This window comes from Paenarthrobacter sp. Z7-10, from assembly GCF_026932795.1.
GTDB lineage: Bacteria > Actinomycetota > Actinomycetes > Actinomycetales > Micrococcaceae > Arthrobacter_M.
This window is the reverse complement of sequence record NZ_JADPVH010000037.1, coordinates 1-22469: the sequence shown is the minus strand read 5'-3', so window position 1 is coordinate 22469 and position 22469 is coordinate 1. Positions and strand designations below refer to the sequence as shown.

Here is a 22469-nt window from a genome sequence, read left to right as displayed (position 1 = left end):
CGAGGGCGAGGTCTATTTCGACCTGACGCTGCAGGACGCCTGGGTGTGGGATGTGTACCGGTCCGCCCGGTTCGTCAAGAACGTGCGCGTCATCACGTTCAAGGACGTCAACGTCGAAGAGCTGGTGAAATCCGACGATCTGGGGATCCCGAAGGACGCCGGAATGGGCGCCTGAGGCCGGATCTCGGCTCCGGGAAAGCGGCGGCGCACGTTATTGCCGCACCGAGGCCGTGCCGTTGCTTCTGACGTCCGTTCATCCACCACCGAGCCGCGGAGACCAGTTACCCACTCCAAGGTGTTGCTCATGAACATGGCCCGCAGCTTGGTCAGCTCACCGCTGCGGGCCGCGACCTGCGAGGCGCTCATCGGGCTGCTTGCCCGGGAAGGTCCGCGGATCAGGGAGGACATGAGCCTCGACCGCAGCGATGTTCGCTGGTCAGGGGAGGGACACTGGCCTCGGTGGCGCTCACGTTCAAGGGCAGACGGAGCCGCCCTGACCTCTCCGGTTGCGGTTCATTTCTTATGCGGGAAGTTCCAGTTCCCAGTCTTTGACGTCCGCTACCGGGGCGAAGAGCCTTGTGTCGAGCTCATCGAGGGCCAAATTGTTCCGCACGCGGTGCGGCCAGTTCCGGTTCGCCAAGGCCGCTTTGCCCAGAGCGATAACGTCGGCGTCGCCGTCCCGGAGCAGGGATGTGGCTGTTTCGGGGTCGTCGAGGTTGCCGTTCGCGATCACCGTTACTCCTGAGTGCTGTTTGGCTAGGGCAGCCAAGGATTCCGGTCCGTCGTCGAATGCCGGTGCGGCAGCCCGGTATTCGGTGGTGTGAATGAAGTCAATCCCCGTAGCACCCAGGGTTTCAAAGATGACCTGTGCTTCTTCGTCGCCACCACTCCAACGGTGGTCATTGTCACTGACCTTGGCCTGGGAGATTCGGATTCCAACTGTCATCTCTGGGCCCACGGCCTCGCGGACGGCGAGGCAGATCTCGGCGGCGAACCGCACTCTGTTCTCGGGTGAGCCACCGTAAGTATCGGTCCTGTGGTTCAGGTAGTCGGTGAGGAACTGGTCAAGGAGATACCCGTTTGCGCCGTGGATTTCGACGCCGTCAAACCCTGCCTTTTGGGCATGCAGTGCGGCGTTGACAAAGCCGTCCCGCACCTCGTCCATCTGCGCCACTGTTATTTCCCCGGGGACGGGGTAGGGACCTTCTCCTCGATAGAACGCCAACTGCTCGCCCTTTGGGGCGATGGCGGACGGTCCAACTGCGGAGTCCACGAACCGGTTCCCTTGCGTCTGGGCACCCGCATGCATGAGCTGGGCGAATATACGGGCGCCGGCTGAGTGGACAGCCTTCACGACTGTGGCCCAGGACTGTGCTTGCCCCTCAGTTGCTATGCCCGGCTGGAACAAGTAGCCCTGGCTGTAGGCGGTGTCGGGGTAGATGCCTTCGGTGATCAGCAGCCCGAAACCACCGCGAGCATACGACTCGTAGTAGGAAACCATTTTGTCGGTGGCATGCCCCTCTGCGGTGGCACTGATACGCGTCATGGGAGCTAGGGCAACACGGTTGGACAGCCCGGTTGAGCCGATCTGAACAGGGGACCAGAGGGGTGCGAAATTCGGCACGAATATCTCCTTTTAGGTGTTTCGGTGGGAGAGAGAAGGCAACGAATGAAAACGTGCTGCCAGGGAGTACAAACGACATACGACCGGCAAATATTTCATGCGCTGACCATGTCGCGGCTGGGGGCTTGAGGGGCAGGCGTCTGGGCGGAGGGTGACGCGTATGTGAAGGAACCTCAGTGCCTCCGGGTCACGGACTGGTTCGAGAGTCTTGCCGGAGTGCCCCGGATATCTTCGGTGCCTCTCCGCATCCGGAAAATGGCGGAAGCAGCCGCTGTAGCCGGCTGCGGTTCGGATCCTCCAAGGAATGCTAATCCCCCCGGTAGCCCAGGGTCGTCCGTGCGTTCCTCTTTCGTTCGGCAAGTTCCTTGCGCGCCACGATGGCTTCGTCCTGGCTGACGGCGATGAACCGGGTAAGTGTGCCGGGGGCGGCGCGTGCCACGAGATCCATGTCGGCGCTGATGACGGTGCCCACCATGGCATAGCCGCCGCCGGAGACGGCATCGCGGTGCAGGATGATGGGTTGGGTGCCGCCAGGGATCTGGATGGACCCGACAGCATAGCCGGCATCGACTATGTTGGACGGGTCGGAACCGGCGCCGAAAGGCTGCTCCCGTTCCTTCCACTTGACGCCGGGACCGGCGTAGCGCAATCCCATCCGGTCGGCCACGGGGGTCAGCTTCCACTCGCCTTTGAGGAGGTTGTCCAGTCCTTCCTCAGTGAGTCGGTGGTCGTACAGGCCAAGGACAATCCTGACCCGTTGTTCCTTCGCGAACACAGGCCGGAACTCTTCGGCAACGGTGTCGGCGTCGGGGAGTTTTCCGTGGTTGAGCGGGCTGCCCACGGGAACCAGGTCGCCCGCCTGAAGTTTCCGGCCGTTGAAGCCCCCGATTGCGCCCAGGCTGTAGGTGGACCGGCTGCCGAGTACCTCGGGAACGTCGATCCCGCCTTGGACTGCGATGTAGTAACGCGTGCCGCCCTGGATGACTCCGAAGCTGAGTTCATCGCCAGCCTTCAGCTGCAACCGGGTCCACTGGGGCCGGGATTCCCCGTTGACCTTGACTTCCACCGGGGCCCCGGTGGAAGCGATGACTACATCGTGATCGGTGGTCAGCACCGGACCCAGATAGGTGCATTCAAGGACAGCCTCTTTGGAGGTATTGCCCACTAGGGCGTTGCCGAGTTCGGCGGAGTATTGGTCCATAGAACCGCTTGGCGGGATGCCCACGTTGTAGTGGCCGGTACGTCCCTGGTCCTGGACCGTGGTGGCAAGTCCGGGTTTCTTGATGTCAAATGCCATTGAGGGCCTCCATGAGTTCTTGGTTGGAGCCTTGGGGATCCGACAGCGCCTTGGACAGCTCGAAGGTCACGGGGGCCTGCCGGTAGCGGAACGTTCCTTCGGAAATCTGCGCCTGGATGTCGTTGTACTCGGCCTCAGTGACCGGCTTGAACTTCACGATGTCTCCTGGGCGGAAGAACACCATGAAGTCCCTGAAGTCTGCCAGGGACTGGGCGGGATCGAAGATCGGCGCGGCCGCAACGCCGAACATCTGGTATCCGCCGGCACCGCGCACTGAATAGATGCAGCCGAAGCAGCCGCCGTGTCCCACCGTCAGCTTGGGGGTGTCGGTGCGGGGACTCAGATACTTGGGGACTTCCAGTTGTTTCTCCCGCTCCGCCAGCTGGAACAGGAACGGCAGGCCGGCAACGAAGCCCACCATGGAGACAAGCCAGGGCTGCTCATGGTGCCGCTGGATGAATTCGGCGGCATCCTTGAGGTTGTTGACCTTGGCCGCGTAGTCAATGTCGGTACCTCCCGGCTCCTGATGGAACCCTTCGCGGAAGCGCCCCGCCACATCCGCTGTGAAAGGATCGTTATACCAGACCGGGACCTCGATGATCCGGGTTTCGAGCACCTGCTCCTGATGGTGCGTCAGGTCCCCTTCAATCGTTCTTACGGTGTCTTCAAGATTCCGTGGCGGCAGGACGTCGGGATCGAACCTCACCAACAGCGATGCGTTGGCAGGACAGACGTCCACGATACCCGGCAGCGCAAGAGCTGAAAGCGTCGAGGCAATGGACATGACCTTGAAATTGGCAGCCAGGCTCATGGACTCCGAGACTTCAATGAAGAGGAATTCGTCGCCGCCCCAGGTGTAGCGCGCCTCGTGGACGGCGGGCGTCGGGCTGCTCATTTTCCCTCCAAAAGATCGGCAGTTTCAAGGAACTTTGAGTGGTGGGTCACGGCGGCAAATTCGGGCCGTGCCAGAAGCGTCTTGTGCACCGGGATGGTAGTTTTGACCCCTTCGATCCGGGTCTCCTCCAGCGCAGTCAGCATCGCTGCGATGGCTGTTTCACGGTCTGGCGCGTGGACGATCAGCTTGGCGAGCAGTGAGTCGTAGTAGGGGCTTACTACGGACCCTGCTTCCACTCCAGTGTCCACTCTGATGCCGTCGCCCGTTGGCCATTCCATGGTCGTGATACGGCCCGGGCTGGGGAAGAAATTGTTGTCCGGATCCTCGGCATTGATGCGGCATTCGATGGCGTGCCCGCTGAAGCGGACGTCATCCTGGCGGATGGACATCACTCCTGTGGAAGCAATCAGCAGTTGTTCGCGGACCAGATCGATCTCCGTGATCTGCTCGGTGATGGGGTGCTCAACCTGGATCCGTGTGTTCATTTCGATGAACGCGGCTTCGTGGTTGACCGGGTCGTAGAGGAATTCGACCGTTCCGGCTCCGCTGTAGCCGCATTCACGGGCAAGTTCCACTGAGGCCTCCCGGATTCTCTGGCGTACGGCGTCGGGAAGATCCGGCGCGGGCGCTTCTTCGATGACTTTCTGGGAGCGGCGCTGCATGGAACAGTCGCGGTCCCCGAGGTGGATGAAGCTGGTTCCGTCGCCCAAGATCTGCACCTCTACATGGCGGGCATGCTGCACAAAGCGCTCCAGATAGACGGTCGGGTCTCCGAAAACGGATGCCGCCTCACCGCGGGCCATCTCGATGGTTTCCAGCAGTTCGCCTTCGCTGTGCACAAAGCGGATGCCCCGGCCACCTCCCCCGGCGGAGGCCTTCACCACCAGCGGATAACCGATGTCGCGGGCCACCTCCAGGGCATCGGCCGCGGGGTCGAGTGGTCCGTCCGAGCCGCGGAGCACGGGAACGCCAGTCTGGCGGGCGGATGCCCTGGCCATGGATTTGTTGCCCATCATTTCGATGGCGTCCGCGTCCGGGCCAACCCAGGTCAGGCCGGCATCGGCGACCTTACGGGCGAATGCGGAGTTCTCGGAGAGGAATCCGTAGCCAGGGTGGATGGCATCGCAGCCGTTGTCCAGGGCGGCGGAGATGATGGCCTCCTGATTCAGGTAGCTGGCGGGAGCAGGTGCCGGGCCCACTATTACCACGTTGTCGGCTGTGCGCGCTGCCAGGGAGTCGGCGTCGGGTTCGCTGGCAACGAGGACTGTCTCGATCCCCATGTCGCGTGCGGTCCGGGCAATTCGAACTGCGATTTCGCCGCGGTTAGCGATGAGCAGTTTCTTCATGGCTGTCCTTCGCGGATGACAATGATGGTGTCGCCCGGGTTGACCATGTCGCCCTCGTTGACCTCGAAGGACTCGAGAATTCCGGCCACGTCGGATTGGATTTCGGTGAACTGCTTCATGATTTCGACGATGCCCAGGGTCTGTCCTACCTCTATAGAGTCGCCTTCGTTGGCGAAGGGCGGTTTGCCTGGGCCGGGCTTGCGGTAGAAGATTCCGGGGAGCGGGGAGTCGATGTTTGTCAAGGGTTAACTCGCTTTCAAATGGTTGGATAAGTCAGAGTCAGCCCAAGACCGCACGCACGGCCGAGGCCACGGCGGTCGAGTTGGGTGCGTCGGAGTGCACGCAGATGCTTCGAAACGGGATGTCCAGTTCGGTGCCGTCAACGGCGAGGACGGGCTGCCCGGCCAGCGCCCGGCGGACGCGCTCTGCAGCGGCGACGGGGTCCGTGGGGACCGGGCGGCGCTGAATAAGGAGCTCACGGTCGGGGCCGTAGTTGAGGTCAACATAGAGTTCCGGCACGAAGTCCACACCCATGGCCCGGCACACGGTCTCGTGAGCCGTGCCCGCGAGCCCGTAGAAGGGAACGCCGAACTGTAACGCTGTTCCGGCGGCGGCCTGCATCAGTTCCTCGTCTCCAGCCAGCATGCCGTAGAGCGCGCCGTGGGGTTTGATGTGGTTAAGTTGAAGCCCGTGCTTTCCGAGAAATGCAGTCAAGGCCCCAGTCTGGTAGAGCATAATCGACTCGACCTCATCCGGGCTGAGCACCATGCGTCGGCGCCCGAATCCCACTACGTCCGGCAGCCCCGGGTGCGCCCCTACGGCTACACCGTGCTCTGCAGCAAGCCCCACTGTCCGGTTCATGACGTCGGGGTCGCCGGCGTGGTATCCGCAGGCAACGTTGGCGACGTCGATGATGCGCATGAGTTCGTCGTCGTTGCCGAATTCATGGAGACCGAGGCCTTCGCCCAGATCCGAGTTCAAAAGCACACGGCCTTGGGGGTAGGCACGGGTGTCGGGAGTCACATTCATTTGCATGATTGCAACGCTACTCAGCATTGCTGGCTGCCGGTATTGTGCAGTTCGCTGAAATTGCAAGCCTCGACTATGGTTGTTGCACTATCCAGCGTCCTTGCCCCGCCGTTCATGGAGGTTATTTTGAGAATTTCAGACCTGGTTGACGACCCAGATCTCGACATTCGCCTTCGGGTTCCGGGCGGACAGGACCGCCTGAACCGGCCCATCACTTGGTGCGCACCCACCGAACATATGGATCCCACGCCCTTCCTCAGCGTCAATGCTCTCGTGCTGACAAACGGTATGGGACTGAACGTCAAGGACTTCAGAATCTGGGACGCCTATGTGGAACGGCTGATCTCCGTGCCCGTCTCCGGTCTGGCATTTGGCCTGGGCGCCGCGCACAGCGAGCTGCCAGACGGTCTTCTACATGCCTGTGAGGTTCACGGCCTGCCGCTGCTGCAGCTCCCGCCGGAAGTGCCTTTCGTGCTGGTCATGCGGCATGTGGAGCGGGTCATCGCCAGCGAGCGTTATGAAGAGCTGCGGAAGGGTTGGGAGCTGGCCGATAACTGCACCCGGCTGGCAGCCGACGGACACTCCCTGGCCGAGGTTCTGGGGCGGGTGGCAAACGCCGTGAACGCAAGGGTGGCTGTGATCGATCAGAATGCGTTCGAACTCGTCTCCGCAGGCGCCGCCCACGGCGGGACCGCGCGGACCACCCTCCGTCTGCCCAGCGGCGCTTCCGAGCAATTCAGACTTTCCATCGAGGGGATCGGGAGCAATGTCGTGCTGCAGCCCATCCTGGGTCCAGTGGCTGCCGTCATCGGCATGCAGCTGAGCTACACCCTCGGGTCCCGTTCACCCCTGCATTCCCGTGAAGCCGCACGGTTCATGGAGGCCCTCTATGGGGACCGCGGCGAGCCGTCCGCGCCGCTGCCCCGGTACGCCCTTGAGGCCGGCTTTGATCCCGACGGAGCATGGGGCTCGGTGCTTATCGGCAGTTCAGAAGAGGTGGAACCCGCAAAGCTGCGCGCCGTCGCATGGCGGGCACGAGTGGGCCTTGAGGCCGATTTCGGCACAGTGAGGTTCATGGAAGAAACCGGCCTCACTTCTCTGCTGCTGCAACACCGGCACGGAACTGCCGACTTGCTCAATTCCGTGCGGGAATTTTTTTTGGATGCCCCGGAATTATCCGTCATCGTCACCGAGTCCGCGAGCCTGAGCGAACTGCCGTTGACGCTTCAACTGGCCCGCCGTCACATGGGACGGCCCGGCGTGCACCAGGCGCCGCTGGCCGATCTCGCCGGCATAGTACAAGGGCTGCCCAGCCCTGGTCTGGTGGCAATGTGCCGGCGGCTCCTGGCGCCCCTGGCCGCCGACGGTGCCAGCGCGATCCGGGAGACGTTCGATGCTTACCTCCGACACAGCGGAAATTCCACGAAAATTTGCGATGAGCTCTTCATCCATCGGAACACCCTCAGCTACAGGCTGCGGAAGATCGAAGCCCTGCTGCAACTGGACCTGTCCGACGGCGAAGTCCGGGCCACCTGCATGCTTGCACTGCACATCGCGACGACGTCTTAGAAATCTTGTGGATAGAGCCTGGGCTGACGCCCGTCTGTCTTCCCTTCTCGTGGGCATTTCGTGTCCGATCGTCCTTGAGACTGGCTCAATCACTTTCCGATGGCCCCGGAACCGCAGCCAGGGTCTCCGTCCAGGCACTGCTCTCGCGCACGCACAGGACTGGTTTCAGCTTGACGGATTCGACGTGTTCGCCGTCAAGGACCCGTTTCAGGAGCTGCACCGCCGTCCGCCCGATATCCAGCATGGGGGAGCGGACCGAGGATAGGGGGATGGGAAGCTCCGACGCCAGAGATGTGTCGTTGAAACCCACGACCGCGATGTGGTGGCCGACGCTTAGGCCGCGGGAGCGCAGCGCTCCCATGGCGCCAATCGCTGCGAAGTCGTTGACAGCGAACAGGGCGGTGGGACGGGGCGTACAGTTCGTGAGGATCGTCCCGGTGGCTTCCCGCCCTCCGGCGGTATCGAAATGAGACCACACCACCGCTTCAGGCGGAATTTGGCCGCCCAGGAAGCGCCACCGATCCACGAAGCCGGCCGTGCGATCAACTGCGGTGCTGGCATAGCGTTCACCCGCTATCACGGCGACATCTCGATGTCCCTCACTCCACAGATGGTCGGCCACCAGCTGGCCGCCGAGGACGTCGTCGCAGGTGGCGGACGGATAGCCGGGAACGCTCCGGTTCACGAGCACGAAAGGAACCTTCCGAACCGTCAAGTCGCGCAAGAGGCCACTGTTCAGGTGGGCGTCGCCGATGATCAGTCCGTCTACGCGGCGTGCCAGCATGGTGTCTGTTTTTCTTCGTTGTTCCTCCGGGTTATCCCTAGAATTCATGACAAACGTGGAATAGCCAAGCTCAGCGGCGGCCTCCTCTATACCCTCGTACATGATGGCCAGAACGAGGTCCGAAAGTCGGGGCACAATCACACCCAGGAGATGGGTGCGACCTGTCCTCAGGCCGGTAGCCTGAGGGTCCGGGGAGTAGCCGCGTTTCCGTGCCAGGTCACGCACACGCTCAGCCGTCGCGACTGACGCCGCTCCGCGGGCCCCTTCTGTGCCCGAGTGCAGGATCCTGGACACCGTTGATGGATGGACTCCAAGCTCTTTGGCGAGATCCTTCAGCGTGACCGTAACGCTGCCGGACAAACTTTCGTTCAATTCGTTCCCCTGTCTACATTCCAAAAACTGCATCATCGTGTTCGCCCAACAATGTTAAATCCGACCCAGCGAACCATTGTTAAATCCGACCCAGCGGACCATTGACGTGCTGCAAGTCACATCCTATGCTTACTCTCAGGTTAACCCAATCGATTGTGCTGTGGGTCATCTGCTGGTCGATGGATGGCCAATCGTGCAGTTGGAGCTAAGCCGCGAGGCGAGAGGAAGTGTGCTTTGGTCACCTACCCAATCGATTGGGTTTCGAGAGCTGCAGGAGCAACACAATCGGAGCGACAATGACTGCCTTGGAATTTTTAGGGCCACATGTGGTCCTGCTGGCCACGGGAGGAACGATTTCCTCGCGCACGTCGGAAGCGGGGGGAGCCGTGGCATCCGACTCAGGGGACGAGGTGTTGGCGAGTTTGCCCGTACAGCCTTCCCATCGTGTCCGGGTGGTTGACGTCTTCAGGAAAGGCTCCTACCTCTTAACTGTCGATGACATGATCCTCATTGGCACCCGGATCAAGGAGGCTCTGGCGGACCCTCAGGTTCTGGGGGTCGTGGTCACGCACGGAACGGACACGATGGAGGAGACGGCCTATCTGGCCGGACTGATCCACGATGATCCCCGACCGGTGGTGTTCACCGGGGCGCAGCAGCCCGCCGACTCCCGGTCGCCGGACGGCCCGGATAATCTCTCCCGGGCCATCGCCGTCGCCGCCTCTCACCAAGCCCGGGATCGAGGTGTGTTGTTGGCTTTTGCCGGGACGGTATACGGTGCCGCGGGAGTCCGCAAGAGTCATACAACAACGCTGAATGCATTCGCCAATCCAGATTTCGGAACAGCCGGAATAGTGTCATCCGACTGCGCAGTCCACATGAAGGGGCCACCGTCCCGAATCGAGCCACTGCCTCTTCCGGGGCCAGGGGCCGGTTCACCGCGGGTGGACCTCGTTGCTGTCCACCCGGGAGCGGACTCCACACTCCTGCAGGCCTCCCTTGTCGCGGGTGCGGCGGGAATTGTGGTCCAGGCTACAGGGATCGGTAACGCAAACCGAGAGATGCTCATTGGCATCGCCGACGCGACCGCCGCTGGCGTCATAGTGGTAACCAGTACGCGGGTGGAAGCCGGGCCAGTCGTCCCGCAATACGGCGACGGGGGCGGGGAAGATCTGCGGGCGGCCGGCGCCATACCCTCCGGGCTGCTGAGGCCCTCCCAGTCCCTGATCCTGCTCAACCTTTTGCTCAGACTCAACACACCTAAGGCCGACGTAGAGGAAGCTTTTGCCCGACGCGGTCGGCTCCCCTGAACGCATTCCCCAAAGCAGCACCCAAATCAAGCACAACGAAATGGCAGGTTAATCTCATGACCAAAAATATCCAAGTTGCGTTCGGCGTGGACGTGGACGCAGTTGCCGGAATGCTCGGCTCCTACGGAGGCGAAGATTCCCCCTGCGACATTTCCCGCGGCCTGTTCAGCGGAGAAGTCGGCGCCCCGCGACTTATCCGGCTCTTCGAGAAATACGGACTGCCGGCGACCTGGTTCGTTCCCGGCCACTCCCTTGAAACATTCCCCGATCTGGTCAAAATGATCGTGGATGCGGGACACGAGATCGGCGTCCACGGGTATTCCCACGAAAACCCGATCGCGATGACCCGCGAGCAGGAGACCGCTATCCTTGACCGCTCGATCGAACTGATCGAAAAGGCCTCCGGACGCCGGCCAACCGGTTATGTGGCGCCTTGGTGGGAATTCTCACCGGTGACCAACGAGATTTTGCTTGAGCGGGGCATCAAATACGACCACTCGCTGATGCACCGCGACTTCGAACCGTACTACGTCCGTGTCGGCGACAGCTGGAAGAAAATTGACTACACGAAGGCCGCCGAGACGTGGATGGAGCCGCTGGTGCGCGGCGAAGAGACCGACTTGGTGGAGATCCCCGCGAACTGGTACCTCGACGACCTTCCCCCGATGATGTTCATCAAGGCCTCACCGAACTCCCATGGCTTCGTCAGCCCCCGGGATATCGAGCAGATGTGGCGTGACCAGTTCGATTGGGTCTACCGCGAAATGGACCAGGCCACCTTCACCATGACCATCCACCCGGACGTCTCCGGTCGCCCACAGGTCCTGCTCATGCTCGAACGTCTGATCGAGCACATCAACAGCCACGAGGGCGTCAGTTGGCTCACGTTCGACCAGATCGCCGACTCCTTCCTCTCCCGCAGCCCCCGAAAGGAAACCAGCAAATGAGCACCATCAATCAGGCAGGCGTCGACCTGACGCAACCTGGCCCGGACGAGAAACGCCGGTTCCCGGCCTTCTCCAAGCGCAACACTTCCGTCGCCACCGTCCTGGCCCTTCTGGCGTGGACCGTCGCCGTTTTCGACTACGGGCTGTTCGGCACCCTCCTGCCAGCTATGCAACAGGAATTCGGCTGGAGCGCAACGGAAGCGTACGCGATTAACACCTGGATCGCCGTCGGCACCGCCGTGGTCTGCTTCGCCATCGGACCCATCATCGACCGGCTCGGTCGCCGTAAAGGCATGATGGCCACCATTGGAGGAACTGCGGTCGTCTCCGGCATCACAGCCCTGATCCCGACTGGAATCCCCTTCCTCAGCAACGGGCTGCTGGTCCTGGTCCGTTCCTTCGGCGGACTCGGATTTTCCGAGCAGGCCGTCAACGCCACCTACATGAACGAGGTCTACCAGGTCACGGAAGTAGCCGATAAGCGCAAGCGCCCTGGATTCCATTACTCCTTCATCCAAGGTGGTTGGCCGCTGGGCTTCCTGCTGGCCAGCGCACTGGCTCTGGCTTTCCTTCCTTCCTTGGGCTGGCGCGCCCTCTACCTGATGGCCACCGTCCCAGCAGCAATTATCGTTTGGGTCATTTCCCGCAAGCTGAAGGAAACCCCCCAGTTCGAACTGCACCACAGGCTCACCGAGTTGGAAAAACGCGGCAACACGGACGAAGCTCACGCATTGGCGCGCTCTTACGGGGTCGAGCACTCTTCAGTAGCTCCCCTCAAACGCATCTGGGAACCCCACCTGCGCCGAAACACGATCGTGTTCTCGCTGGCTTGGATTATCAACTTCTTCGGCATCACCATCTTCAGCGTCCTCGGCAGCTCGGTTCTGAAAAATGCCAAGGGTGTGCAGCTCTCCGACGCGTTCTGGATGCTGATCGTAATCAACCTGCTCGCCTACTTCGGATACGTTTTCCACGGCTGGATCGGTGACAAAATCGGGCGCAAGCGCACCATCATCGGAGGCTGGATCATCTCCGGAATCTGCTTCGCGGTTATGCTCAGTCCTATTGCCACCAGCCCGTTCATGATCATCCTGACCTACGGTGCCGGGCTGTTCTTTCTCGTCGGCCCGTACGCCGCGATCCAGTACTTCATGGCCGAGTGCTACCCAGTCAGCTGCCGCGCCACCGGTACAGCCTTCATCGGGGCAATGAGTCAACCTGGGACCATTATCGGCGGGGCCTTGTTCACGGCCCTCGCTGCGGGCTCGGGCACCGGAACTGCCGCGCTGTGGGTGGGCGCGCTCGGTACCCTCGTCTCCGGTGTCCTGATGATCGCCGCCAAGCCCCCTGTCGAAGCTGCTCTGGAGGACCACCCCCATGACATCTGAGAACAGGGTGGCTGTGATTACAGGCGCAGCCAGTGGCATCGGAAGGGCCCTGGCGGTCCACTACGCCGGGCGCGGCGTGAAATCGGTGATCGGGACTTTTACCGGGGACCCGCACGACCCGGAGCGAACCCTGCACCTGGTGGAGGAAGCAGGCGGCGAGGCTGTCATCCACGAAGTGGACGTCCGGACTACAGCTTCGGTCGAAGCCTTTGCCCAGCGCGCCATCGATGAGTACGGAAGGCTCGACTATGCTGTCGCGAATGCCGGAATACTGCGCAACTCACCACTGCAAAAGCTGACGGATCAACGCTGGCAGGACATGCTCGACGTTGACCTCACAGGGGTCCTGCGTACCTTGCGTGCCGGTGCCGCGAGGATGGGGGGAGGCGGGGCGATGGTTGCCGTGTCCTCCATCGCCGGAGGGGTCTACGGCTGGGAAGAACATGCCCACTATGCTGCGGCAAAGGCCGGGGTGCTCGGGTTGGTTCGCAGCGTAGCCGTCGAGCTTGGCCCCCGGCAGATCCGCGCCAACGCCGTTATCCCCGGGCTCATTGAAACCCCGCAGTCCCTGGATCCCGTCAACTCACTCGGTCCGGAAGGTCTCCAGCGGGCAGGAAAGGATATCCCGTGGGGCAGGGTCGGCCGTCCCAGTGAGGTGGCGAGCGTCATCGGGTTCCTCACATCCGATGAGGCTGTTTACATCACCGGACAAGCCCTGATCGTAGACGGCGGACTCACCGTGAAGATGCGTGCCTAGGTGCAAAGGACAAACATGAACTTGCCGAACGTCGGACAATCGGACGGACCAGGCCGTGGGGTGGTCATCACCGGCGGCGCGAGCGGGATCGGCCGGGCCATCGCCGACGCGTTTAAAGACAACGGAGACAGGGTGGTGGTCCTTGACCGGGCGGACGGCGAAGGCATCGTTCAGGTAGATGTATCCGACGAGGCAAGCGTGCAGAAGGCGTTTGCACAGGCCCGGAAACGGCTCGGAAGGATCGACATACTCGTGAACAGCGCCGGCTTGTTGACGGAATCGCCGCTGGAAGAAATGTCGCTTTCTATGTGGAACGAGACCATTGCCGTTGACCTGACGGGCGTTTTCTTGTGTTGCCGGGAGGTGGTGGGGGAGATGCGGCAGCAGCAATGGGGACGCATTGTCAACATCGCCTCACAGCTGGCGATCAAGGGCGGCACGGGGCTCAGCCACTACAGCGCTGCCAAAGCCGGCGTGGTGGGGCTGACCAAGGCCCTGGCGCTGGAAACCGCCGCTGACAATGTGCTGGTCAATAGCATCGCGCCGGGCCCCATAGAGACGCCGCTGGTCGAAGGCATCTCCGCGGACTGGAAAGCTGCCAAGCGATCCGGGTTGCCGTTGGGGCGCTTCGGGGTTCCGGCTGAAGTCGCGCCGACCGCTCTGCTGCTGGCCAGCGACCCTGGGGGCAACCTCTATGTCGGACAGACGCTTGGACCGAATTCCGGCGACGTCATGCCCTAGAAAGGGAAGATCATATGTGTGGTGCATGCGGCCGAACCGTAGTGCCCGATCCCGTACTGGGCTCCGTCAGAACAATGCGGCAACACCTGATCGTCGCCCAAACGATTAACACCATCTGTGAATCTTGGGCCGGGACCCCGAGAGTGGTCGCCACCCGCGACGGCTGGCTGGTCTCAGGACCGACGGGGGCCGCCCAAGCCGTCTCCACGGTGGAGGCGCTATGGGAGGCAATCTTGGGGAACAGCCCCGGCAAACGGCAACCGGAGCCGCTTAAACATTTCGACGGGAACGGGGACGGGCAGACCGGGGACCTCTCCCTGCGAGTCCGTGCAGTCGGCAAACGCGTATGGCCTGAATTCTCCGGCTCCTCTGCTCACGGATCGGACCCCAGCAGAAAGGAAACTAAATGACCTTCCAGCCCGCCGACCTGATCGCGGAAATTGTCGTCACACTAGCGTCCACACTGGAGGACGAACTTAACAACGCAGTAGACAAGGCCCGTGCCAAAGCCGAATAGGAGGGGCGGCACGGAATTTTGGTCACCCGGCGCGGCCACAGCTGCTTCACCATCGAAATCAGCCCGGATGTACCCTACGGACTGACCCAGGAACGAAACGCTTAGTAGCCGGGCTCCAGCCCGCGGCACTGAAAGCTGGCTTTGGCACTTCGGGAGCCGCCCCGGCAGAGCGAGATAGCCGAAAGACACGATGCGAACGGTGATCGCCGCAAGGTCCAGTGGAGCCAGTCGATCATGGGCGACAACATCCTTGGTGGCGTCCCGGAACTCGTGGTGCTCGTGGATTGCGCTGGCCGTTGTACTTTACTCAGGCGGATCATTGCGCCCCCGGCGTGCGGCCAGAACCCCGCCCTACATGCGGGCCAGACGCTCGATGTCCTCCAGGAATTCGCGGGCTACCTCATCGCTGACCGTCGCCCTGGTGTCGGCTATGGTCCCAAGATAATCTTCCGTGGCCGGGCCACGTTTCAGCTCCGGGCCACCGGAAGGGCCACCGGAATCGCCGGCAGCGCCTGGCTGGGCGCTGTCGCCGTCGTGCTCGTAAAGGGCTTTCTCGAGCGCCCGCTGCGAGGCGCTCCGGGCTGCAAACTCGATGTCCGCCGGTGAGAATCCCCCGCTGCGTTCCACCAGCAGCTCCACCTCCACCTGCGCGAGCACGGCGGCAGGGATGAAGCGCTGCCACATCGCGCGTCTGGCCTCCGCATCCGGCAGACCGATCGGGATCACGTAGTCGAACCGACCGTGCCGCAGGAAGGCGGAGTCCAGCGAGCGGATGAAATTGGTGGCGCAGACCAGCAGGCGGCCGGGCTGTTCACGGAAAGCGGGAATGATTTTGAGCAGCTCGTTGGTGACACCTTGGAGGGCCGACGGCGGTTCACCGGAGCGGTGCGAAGCGATCTCCTCCACCTCATCGATGAACACCACGGCATGTTCCAGCTCAGCAATCTCCAGGAATGTCTCCCGCAGGGCACCGGCAAGGCCGGCGGGATCCGCAGCCAGTCGGGACGGGAAGACCTCCACGAACGGCCACTCCAGCCGGGATGCTATGGCCTTGGCGAAGGTCGTCTTGCCGGTGCCCGGTGGCCCAAAGAGGACGACGGCGCGCGGGGGCACAACGCCGAATTCTTCCGCCAGCTCCGCCTGGGCCAACGGCAGTACCAACCGGCGCTCCAGCAGGTCTTTCTCGCGGCGCATCCCCGCGACGTTCGACCAGAGATCGCGCTTGAGCAGCCGGCCACCGAGTTGTCCGAGCGGCCCGAGTTCCTGGCGCTGCAGCGGGATCCGGCGCTCGAAGTATCTGAGGTTCTTCTTGTCCTCGAATCCGCGGCTCAGGAACGCCTCTACGCGGGTTTCCGTGTCCGGCATCAGTGCGGAGAGCTTGGTCAGCCCCAGGGGCGCCATCCGAGATTCAACGGCGGCGAGCAGGGACGCGCCGATCCCCCGGCCCCGCCACTGTGGCAGCGTCGCCAGGAAGACGATCCAGCCCTGATCATGCGCCGCACGTCCCACGGCAGCTCCGACCACCTCTTCACCCACGACAGCGACGACGCCATGATCCTTTTCGCAGGAGGCCAGCACCTCGGATAGATCATAAACGGGGTCCAGTCCTGCGGACTTGAGAGTCTCCCACAAATGCAGGATCCCCTCCAGATCGGTGGAATGGAAATCCCGAACCTTCCAGGCGCTCATGGCAACTCTCCTTTGCATCGGGTGCCTGCATCATGGCATGCCCGCACACCCGACGGTAACTGTGTGACGCCATCGGATTCCCCAGGACACTCATTCTTGCGACCCTTTTCGTAATTCTGGCTGCCACGAAGATCAGCCGGCCAGGCTCATGCGTTTCAGCCGGTCCAGGCCGACTCCGGTCCGTCGGGCGAGAGTTTCCAGCAGCGTATTGGCAGGATCCATGACCTGCCGGGCGCTTTAATCTGTGGAACCCGGTCGAACGTGCTGATGATCGTGTCAGTGTGTCCCGCCGCTGCACGGACTCTGGGCGGGACGGTTCCGAATCGTGTCCCGCCAGGCCGGCTGTGAAGCCGTGCGGCGCAGGGAGGACCGGCCCTATGAAGGGGGAGTTTGTTTAGTATCGAACGGGCTTCCTTGTTGAAGGGTGCGGGCCGGTCATCAAGGGCTTCTAGCCTAGAGCGTGTTACGGAAGCGGTAGAGGAATGCGGCCATAGCGTCGCGGTTGACTGTATTTAGGGGGCGGTAGGTGCTGTCTGGGTAGCCGGTGGTGATGCCGGTGGAGGCCAGCCAGCTGATCTCTTTGTAGAAGGGGTCCGTGGTGCCCATGTCGGTGAAGGAGGATGTCGGTGGTGCCGTGTAGGTGGGGGAGCTGGCGAGGCGGTAGAGGAACGCGGCCATAGCGTCGCGGTTGACCGTATTTAGGGGGCGGTAGGTGCCGTCTGGGTAGCCGGTGGTGATCCCGGTGGAGGCCAGCCAGCAGATCTCTTTGTAATAGGGGCCCGTGGTGCCCATGTCGGTAAAGGGAGATTTCGACGGTGCCGTGTAGGTGGGGGAGCCGGCGAGCCGGTAGAGGAACGCGGCCATCGCGTCCCGGTTCACGGTACTCAGGGGGCGGTAGGTGCCGTCCGGGTAGCCGGTCGAGATGTGTGTGGCAGCCATCCAGTTGATCGGCGCAAAGAACTGATTGGCGGTCCCGACGTCAGTAAACGCCGGACCGGGGCCGGCGGCAAAGGCGGTCAGTTGGCGCAAGGTCCCGTTAAAGACGTCCTGATCTCCAGGGAAGATGCCGCTGTCGGCGTGTTGCCAGAAGCTGTAGGTATCCCAGCTGGCCGGCATGGGTCCTACCCAGGTGGAATAAGCGGCTATGAACAGCGGCTTATCGCTGAGTCCGGCGTTGTTGCCAGTGCACCTCGTCCACCAGTCCGCGGTCGTGTAGATGGCCGGCGCACGTCCCGTACGGCCTATAACTGTGTTGGCGAAATCGTTGATCCACTGGACCATTTTGGCTTGGCTCAGACCGTAGCACGTGTCTCCGTACGGGTTGTACTCGATATCAAGGAGCGGGGGCAGGGTGTCGCCGTCCGGAGACCAGCCGCCGCCGTTGCCGACAAAGAAGTCGGCCTGGGCTTTTCCGGTGGACCGGTCCGGTAAAGCGAAATGGTAAGCACCGCGGATGACACCCGCGGCGAAGGCGCCGTTGTACTGACTGGCGAAGTAACCGCTGGTAAACCCCGTTCCCTCAGTGGCCTTAATATAGGCAAACTCCGCACCGTTGGCCTTGGCCCTCGTCCAGTCAACGTTTCCTTGCCAGCCGCTGACATCCATCCCGGGAATACCGGCAGGTGCGGAAGATGCCGTCATGGTTCGTGAAGATACCGAGGGCGAACCTTCATGGGATCGAATCGTGGATCCCATCGCATGACCTTGGCCAACGATTGAAGCTGACGGCGCCGACGACGGCGGATACGGTGCCGCCGAAGCGCCCTGTACATCGACGAGCATGGACACAGCGATGAGGAGGACCGCGCTGGTCAGCGTCCTGAACCAGGGGGTGGACAAGGCCGGCAGGGATGAGACCGTCGGGCGACCGCGAGAGAGAAGCATGAGGATGTGGGGCCTTTCGGGGCAAATTGGACCGGCCAGGTGGGCGGGCGTTGGGTGCGCCCGCTGTCCAGCCGTGGTAAACCATCGGATTTGAGAGAGAATCCGTGGGGCTTTCTGTTTCGAAACCGTGCAGCCGCGACCGCCGGTCCGAGAGTTTTCCGGTTCAGGCAGCGTCCGGCACGGCTCCAAACCATCAGCGCCTACAGTTTGACCATCGGCAGCATCGGCCAAACCGTTAGCAGTGGAACATCGCCGCGTGTTCTGTGTCCTGCTGGAGGGGTGCCGCGAAGACGCGGACGGGTGCGCCGGTTTGGCGGGCAGGCGAATTCCAGCTCATGCCGCAGCGGCCGAGCAGAGACCGCAAATCCGATACATCGCCACGGCGGCAGGCCTTGAGTGTGGTTGGCTGTGATACGTGGTTTGGTGGTGCAGTCGGATAAGACGAGCAGGTGCGCCGAGGCGTTGAGCGCCCCCGACGTGGAAGCTAGCAGCCTAAGCGCGGCCCTTTAGGATCAGGTTCCAGTAGACCCGAGGGAAGATATCACGGTCCACAAACCACGATGCACGACTCTCTTTCCACGTCGGCACCTTCGGTATAGAAGGCATAGGCCGGTACTGGTCATCAAATTCGGCGAAGACAACCGTAGAGCGGGAAACTGTGAAGGGGCACACCGAATATCCGTCGTACGTCTCCGTCAATGGTTTGCCCTTCAGGGCTGCCACCAGGTTTTTGGCCAAGACCTTTGTCTGCTTACGCAGCGCCCCGCCGGACTTGGAGTTGGTGGTCGCGGCGGCGTCCCCCAAAGACCAGACGTTCGGAATACGGACGTGCCTAAGGGTCTGCGGATCCACTTCCACGTATCCGCCGGAATCACCCGGTGCGGGCAGCTCAGTGGCTTTGAGCCAGTCCGGGGCCGATTGCGGCGGGACGGCGTTGAGCACGTCGTAGCGCAGCTCCTCGGTGGATCCGGACGCATTGTTGCGGATCATAGCCTTCCCGGCTGCAGCGTCCACCGAAACAAGTTCGCTGTTGAGGCGCAGTTCAATGCCGTACTCGGCAATCTTACGGTTCAGCTCCTCATCCACTCCGGGCACACCGAACACGGTCGGGTAGGGCTGGACCATGACGACCCGGATGTCCCGGAGCACCCCCTGTTCCCGCCAGTAGTCGCAGGCCAGGTACATCGGTTTCTGGCTGGCGCCGCCGCACTTGACCGGGCCGGAGGGCATGGTGAACACAGCTGTCCCGGCTTTAAGGCCACTGAGCAAAGTCCAGGCCTTGGCTGCCAGGTCAAATTCGTAGTGGGAAGCACCGGAGGGGGAATGGACGGCCTCGACAAGACCCGGGATCTTATCCCAGTCCAGCTGCAGGCCGGGGCAGACCACCAGATGGCCGTACCCGAGCTGGGCGCCCGAGGTCAAAGACACCGTGTTGGCCACCGGGTCGATGTCCACTGCGCCGTCCCGAATCCATTCCACCCCGCGCGGCATGACGGAGCGCTGGGTGCGGACGGCTTCTGAAGCCTTCGCCCTTCCGCCGGCGATGTGGGAGAACAGCGGCTGGTAAAAGTGGTTGTCCTTGGGCTCCACCACGGCCACATCCTTCACGCCGTAGCGATGGAGGCGCGCCGCGAGGGAAACGCCGGCGTTACCTCCGCCGATAATGAGGACTTGGTGGTGTCGTCCGGCCATGGCGCTACTTCTTCACTGTTAGGGCAGAGGCCTTGTGCGCTGCCCGCGCACCGGTTTTGGCGGACTCCACGACGTACTGCGGCTCGTCCTCACTGGCCCGGTGGGTGTGTCCGTCCAGCTCGAAGTCACTGACTTTTTTCTGCACTATCTTTCCGTGTGTGGGGCCCTGGGGCGTGTTCCATTCCACGGGTGTTCCCTTGCTGAGCGACATCGTTGCTCCTCGGATAGGGCGGTTTCGACAGCGTATGGGGGATCAGCGGCCGGAGCTTCAATAGTAAGCATAGTGAGCTTTATGAGGTATCGTCCGGCGCGCGCCCGGCCCTGAGTTCCGCGCGCTTGGGCGCGTTGTCGGTGGGTCGGAGCTCCCAGCGCAGGTCCAGGAACCCCCGAGTTTCGTCGGCTGAATCTTTGCGGGCGAATGCACGCCGCGATTGGTCGCCCCGCAGACGCGCCGCTGCGCCGGCACTATCAAATGATTCCTCGATAACCGCGACGGGGGAATCTTTGATGAGTCATCGAAACAACCCCCCGAGGAAGCGTGTCAAGATGCGCGCGTGGCTTTCTTCATGGAATCATTCGAAAGCGCGCGCTTGGACGGCATGGTTTTGGGTCCTTGTTTGCTCGTGGTTAGCGTGAGCAGTTCGGCGGTGAGGGCCTGGACCTGACGCTGGATCGCCGCCGGGTTCAGCGGTTTATTTTCCCGTGTGAGTCTGGTCTTGACCGTCTTTCGGACGGCGCCGTCGTCGGCGAGGACCCTTTGGAAAGGTGTTCGCGGCGCATCATATTTTTTGGTGATCTTCGCGCCGTTTCGTTCCTTGGAAATGAGCTTTTGCTGGGGTGCGAAATGGTTCGTCAGGAGTCGTTGCAACGCCCAGATCCTGTTCAGCAAGTCCAGCTCGCCGGGAGTGTCATAGCGGTGATACCCGACTGTCTGGCGGACGATATGCCAGTTCTTCTGCTCCACATGCGCGCCGTCGTTTTTGTTCCCTGATAGGGGCCGGCTGAAGGTGAGTTTTTCCTGTTCGCACCAGCGGAACAGCTCCCAATTGATGAACTCACTTCCATAATCCGAACTAAGCCGAATTCGGCTTAGTAGTGATTATGCCGAGGAAAATGCTAAGCCGATGAACCGTGCTGCGGCCCATGCCATACGGGGAATAGTGTTCCTTTCCTCGGCTTAGTATTTCCGGGGTTACCGGAGTGTGTAGAGGATTTGCAGCCTTTCTTCGCTGAGCCACTGGGTGTCAGCGTGGCTGATTCCGGGTGTTGCGGCGTTCATCGCTTCTTTCATCATCTCCAGGGTGGCGAAAGCGTAGAAGGCTGAGGTGGTGCTCATACTTTCGTGTCCGAGCAGTTGCATGATGATCGGCAGCGGAATCCCCTGCTTGTAGAGGTCCATGGCCTTGGTCTTGCGGATCATGTGGCAATGCAGCTTGGCCGGGATCGACGGACAGGAATCCCGGGCGCTATTCTCGGTCTTCTTGAGGATCGCCGAGACGCTGTCTTCCGAGAGCCTGGTGGGTTCACCGAAATGGAGGCTGTTGAACAGCGGGCGCGTTTCCGGCAGTGTCGTCCGCCGGGGATGGAACTCGTTGAGATAGACCTGAAGGTGTTCGACCGTTTTGTCGCCCAGAGGGACGACGCGGCTCTTGTTCCCTTTCCCGGTCAACGTCAAGTGCGCCGGCCGTGTCAGCCTGAGGTCGCCCAGGGTCAGGCCGGTGAGCTCGCTGACGCGTGCTGCGCTCTCGTAAAGGAGTATCAGGAGCATGCGGTTCCGCCGCGATTTCATGCTGGAGCCGTTGAAAGCCGCAAGGATCGCCGCTGTTTCATACTCCTGCAGGTATTCGATGGGCTTCTTCGCCAGGGACCATGGCAGCACTAAAGAAGTATCCTGATGAGCTTCGCCAGAGGGCGGTCCGCCTCGTGATGGACGCCCAGAAGAATCCCAGTGGCCGGCGTGGCGCGTTTACCAGGATCGGCGCGCAGCTGGGCATCCCGGCGGACACGATCCGTGGCTGGGTCCGCACAGTGGAGATCGATCAGGGCGTGCGTCTTGGCACTACTACCGATGAGGCAACCCGCGTGGCTGAGCTGGAGCGGGAAGTTGTTGAGTTGCGCCGGGCCAACGCGATCTTGAAATCAGCATCGGCTTTTTTCGCGGCGGAGCTCGACCGCCCCTCCCGACGATGATCGCCTACATCGATGAGAACAAGGACGAATACGGGGTCGAGCCGATCTGCAAACAGCTGCCGATTGCCCCATCGACCTACTACGCGGCCAAGGCCCGCCCTGAGTCCAAACGGTCAATCACCGATGCCTTGACGACGGAGAAAATAGCCCGGGTGCACCGGGAGAACTACGGTGTTTACGGGGCCAGGAAAGTTTATGCTGCCCTGAACCGTGAGGGACACCAGGTGGCCCGCTGCACCGTGGAGCGTTTGATGCGCCGTGCCGGGATCCATGGCGTGTGTCGGGCCAAGGGCCCCCGTACTACTGTGCCAGGTCCATTGTCTGAGCGGCCGGCGGATCTTGTCCGGCGCCAGTTCAACGCACCAGCGCCGAACTGTCTTTGGGTCGCAGACATAACGTACATTCGTACGCTCTCTGGCTGGGTCTACGCGGCCTTTG

The 22469-nt window shown here is 62.1% G+C and carries 22 protein-coding genes and 1 other annotated feature; of the genes, 9 read left to right on the top strand and 13 right to left on the bottom strand.

Annotated elements, in window-relative coordinates; all coding sequences use genetic code 11:
• Positions 1–175, top strand: a 175-nt coding sequence (locus IV498_RS12095) for a DUF2469 family protein (RefSeq protein WP_269046966.1), incomplete at its 5' end; no start/stop codon positions are given.
• Positions 176–520: 345 nt separating this feature from the next.
• Here IV498_RS12095 and IV498_RS12090 read toward each other — a convergent pair.
• The 6 genes from IV498_RS12090 to pxpA form a co-directional block, all read right to left on the bottom strand.
• Entirely contained in the window at positions 521–1624 is a 1104-nt protein-coding gene (locus IV498_RS12090; protein ID WP_269046927.1) for an NADH:flavin oxidoreductase, read from the bottom strand.
• 307 nt (positions 1625–1931) lie between these two features.
• Entirely contained in the window at positions 1932–2921 is a 990-nt protein-coding gene (locus IV498_RS12085; RefSeq protein ID WP_269046925.1) for a biotin-dependent carboxyltransferase family protein, read from the bottom strand.
• On the bottom strand, positions 2911–3816 hold the full coding sequence (locus IV498_RS12080; protein ID WP_269046924.1) for a 5-oxoprolinase subunit B family protein: 906 nt from the start codon (positions 3814–3816) through the stop codon (positions 2911–2913). Before IV498_RS12080 ends, IV498_RS12085 begins: the two co-directional genes overlap by 11 nt.
• Complete coding sequence (locus IV498_RS12075; RefSeq protein WP_269046922.1) at positions 3813–5162, bottom strand: acetyl-CoA carboxylase biotin carboxylase subunit; 1350 nt, start codon at positions 5160–5162, stop codon at positions 3813–3815. The genes IV498_RS12080 and IV498_RS12075 overlap by 4 nt, the downstream gene beginning before the upstream one ends.
• Positions 5159–5404 (bottom strand): acetyl-CoA carboxylase, encoded by a 246-nt coding sequence (locus IV498_RS12070; RefSeq protein ID WP_269046920.1) that lies wholly within the window; start codon positions 5402–5404, stop codon positions 5159–5161. Before IV498_RS12070 ends, IV498_RS12075 begins: the two co-directional genes overlap by 4 nt.
• 37 nt (positions 5405–5441) lie before the next feature.
• Positions 5442–6191, bottom strand: coding sequence for a 5-oxoprolinase subunit PxpA (pxpA, locus tag IV498_RS12065; protein ID WP_330059546.1), 750 nt, complete (start codon positions 6189–6191; stop codon positions 5442–5444).
• 126 nt (positions 6192–6317) lie between these two features.
• Here pxpA and IV498_RS12060 point away from each other — a divergent pair, with 126 nt between their 5' ends.
• The gene (locus IV498_RS12060) at positions 6318–7760 is read left to right on the top strand and encodes a PucR family transcriptional regulator (RefSeq protein WP_269046916.1); all 1443 of its coding nucleotides are present in this window, start codon (positions 6318–6320) and stop codon (positions 7758–7760) included.
• Between the two features lie 85 nt (positions 7761–7845).
• On the opposite strand, the gene IV498_RS12055 is transcribed toward IV498_RS12060, so the two are convergent.
• On the bottom strand, positions 7846–8916 hold the full coding sequence (locus tag IV498_RS12055) for a LacI family DNA-binding transcriptional regulator (protein ID WP_269046914.1): 1071 nt from the start codon (positions 8914–8916) through the stop codon (positions 7846–7848).
• Between the two features lie 296 nt (positions 8917–9212).
• On the opposite strand from IV498_RS12055, the gene IV498_RS12050 reads away from it, so the two are divergent.
• From IV498_RS12050 to IV498_RS12030, 5 genes are read left to right on the top strand one after another with little or no spacing between them, the layout of a single operon-like run.
• Positions 9213–10226 carry an asparaginase gene (locus tag IV498_RS12050; protein ID WP_269046912.1) on the top strand — a complete coding sequence of 338 codons (1014 nt, stop codon included), beginning with the start codon at positions 9213–9215 and terminating at the stop codon, positions 10224–10226.
• 56 nt (positions 10227–10282) lie between these two features.
• Positions 10283–11173, top strand: a complete 891-nt coding sequence (locus IV498_RS12045; protein ID WP_269046911.1) for a polysaccharide deacetylase family protein — start codon at positions 10283–10285, stop codon at positions 11171–11173.
• Complete coding sequence (locus IV498_RS12040) at positions 11170–12561, top strand: MFS transporter (RefSeq protein WP_269046910.1); 1392 nt, start codon at positions 11170–11172, stop codon at positions 12559–12561. Before IV498_RS12045 ends, IV498_RS12040 begins: the two co-directional genes overlap by 4 nt.
• Positions 12551–13318, top strand: coding sequence for an SDR family NAD(P)-dependent oxidoreductase (locus tag IV498_RS12035; protein ID WP_269046909.1), 768 nt, complete (start codon positions 12551–12553; stop codon positions 13316–13318). Before IV498_RS12040 ends, IV498_RS12035 begins: the two co-directional genes overlap by 11 nt.
• Before the next feature lie 15 nt (positions 13319–13333).
• Positions 13334–14059, top strand: a complete 726-nt coding sequence (locus tag IV498_RS12030; protein WP_269046908.1) for an SDR family NAD(P)-dependent oxidoreductase — start codon at positions 13334–13336, stop codon at positions 14057–14059.
• Between the two features lie 868 nt (positions 14060–14927).
• Here IV498_RS12030 and IV498_RS12025 read toward each other — a convergent pair.
• The 6 genes from IV498_RS12025 to IV498_RS12000 form a co-directional block, all read right to left on the bottom strand.
• Complete coding sequence (locus tag IV498_RS12025) at positions 14928–16265, bottom strand: ATP-binding protein (protein ID WP_269046906.1); 1338 nt, start codon at positions 16263–16265, stop codon at positions 14928–14930.
• A gap of 453 nt (positions 16266–16718) precedes the next feature.
• Positions 16719–18149 carry a GH25 family lysozyme gene (locus IV498_RS12020; RefSeq protein ID WP_269046904.1) on the bottom strand — a complete coding sequence of 477 codons (1431 nt, stop codon included), beginning with the start codon at positions 18147–18149 and terminating at the stop codon, positions 16719–16721.
• A 492-nt stretch (positions 18150–18641) separates the two neighbouring features.
• Entirely contained in the window at positions 18642–19841 is a 1200-nt protein-coding gene (locus IV498_RS12015; RefSeq protein ID WP_269046902.1) for an NAD(P)/FAD-dependent oxidoreductase, read from the bottom strand.
• 4 nt (positions 19842–19845) lie between these two features.
• Entirely contained in the window at positions 19846–20052 is a 207-nt protein-coding gene (locus IV498_RS12010) for a DUF2945 domain-containing protein (protein ID WP_269046900.1), read from the bottom strand.
• Between the two features lie 330 nt (positions 20053–20382).
• Complete coding sequence (locus tag IV498_RS12005) at positions 20383–20805, bottom strand: hypothetical protein (RefSeq protein WP_269046899.1); 423 nt, start codon at positions 20803–20805, stop codon at positions 20383–20385.
• 228 nt (positions 20806–21033) lie between these two features.
• Positions 21034–21720: a tyrosine-type recombinase/integrase gene (locus IV498_RS12000; RefSeq protein WP_269046898.1), complete on the bottom strand. Its 687-nt coding sequence runs from the start codon at positions 21718–21720 to the stop codon at positions 21034–21036.
• Between IV498_RS12000 and IV498_RS11995 the strand changes: the two genes are divergently transcribed.
• On the top strand, positions 21711–22031 hold the full coding sequence (locus tag IV498_RS11995) for a transposase (RefSeq protein ID WP_269046897.1): 321 nt from the start codon (positions 21711–21713) through the stop codon (positions 22029–22031). The two genes, IV498_RS12000 and IV498_RS11995, sit on opposite strands and share 10 nt — an antisense overlap.
• Positions 21989–22102, top strand: a sequence feature (AL1L pseudoknot). Its footprint overlaps the gene before it by 43 nt.
• Positions 22028–22469: IS3 family transposase (locus tag IV498_RS11990; protein WP_269046895.1), on the top strand; the 442-nt coding region annotated here is incomplete at its 3' end. (Overlaps the previous feature by 75 nt.) The genes IV498_RS11995 and IV498_RS11990, both read left to right, overlap by 4 nt.

Coding starts and splice junctions, on each gene's coding strand:
- IV498_RS12085 (WP_269046925.1), bottom strand. CDS start 2,921: ATGGCATTTGACATCAAGAAACCCGGACTTGCCACCACGGTCCAGGAC.
- IV498_RS12080 (WP_269046924.1), bottom strand. CDS start 3,816: ATGAGCAGCCCGACGCCCGCCGTCCACGAGGCGCGCTACACCTGGGGC.
- IV498_RS12075 (WP_269046922.1), bottom strand. CDS start 5,162: ATGAAGAAACTGCTCATCGCTAACCGCGGCGAAATCGCAGTTCGAATT.
- pxpA (WP_330059546.1), bottom strand. CDS start 6,191: ATGAATGTGACTCCCGACACCCGTGCCTACCCCCAAGGCCGTGTGCTT.
- IV498_RS12050 (WP_269046912.1), top strand. CDS start 9,213: ATGACTGCCTTGGAATTTTTAGGGCCACATGTGGTCCTGCTGGCCACG.
- IV498_RS12045 (WP_269046911.1), top strand. CDS start 10,283: ATGACCAAAAATATCCAAGTTGCGTTCGGCGTGGACGTGGACGCAGTT.
- IV498_RS12040 (WP_269046910.1), top strand. CDS start 11,170: ATGAGCACCATCAATCAGGCAGGCGTCGACCTGACGCAACCTGGCCCG.
- IV498_RS12035 (WP_269046909.1), top strand. CDS start 12,551: ATGACATCTGAGAACAGGGTGGCTGTGATTACAGGCGCAGCCAGTGGC.
- IV498_RS12030 (WP_269046908.1), top strand. CDS start 13,334: ATGAACTTGCCGAACGTCGGACAATCGGACGGACCAGGCCGTGGGGTG.
- IV498_RS12025 (WP_269046906.1), bottom strand. CDS start 16,265: ATGAGCGCCTGGAAGGTTCGGGATTTCCATTCCACCGATCTGGAGGGG.
- IV498_RS12020 (WP_269046904.1), bottom strand. CDS start 18,149: ATGCTTCTCTCTCGCGGTCGCCCGACGGTCTCATCCCTGCCGGCCTTG.
- IV498_RS12015 (WP_269046902.1), bottom strand. CDS start 19,841: ATGGCCGGACGACACCACCAAGTCCTCATTATCGGCGGAGGTAACGCC.
- IV498_RS12010 (WP_269046900.1), bottom strand. CDS start 20,052: ATGTCGCTCAGCAAGGGAACACCCGTGGAATGGAACACGCCCCAGGGC.
- IV498_RS11995 (WP_269046897.1), top strand. CDS start 21,711: ATGGCAGCACTAAAGAAGTATCCTGATGAGCTTCGCCAGAGGGCGGTC.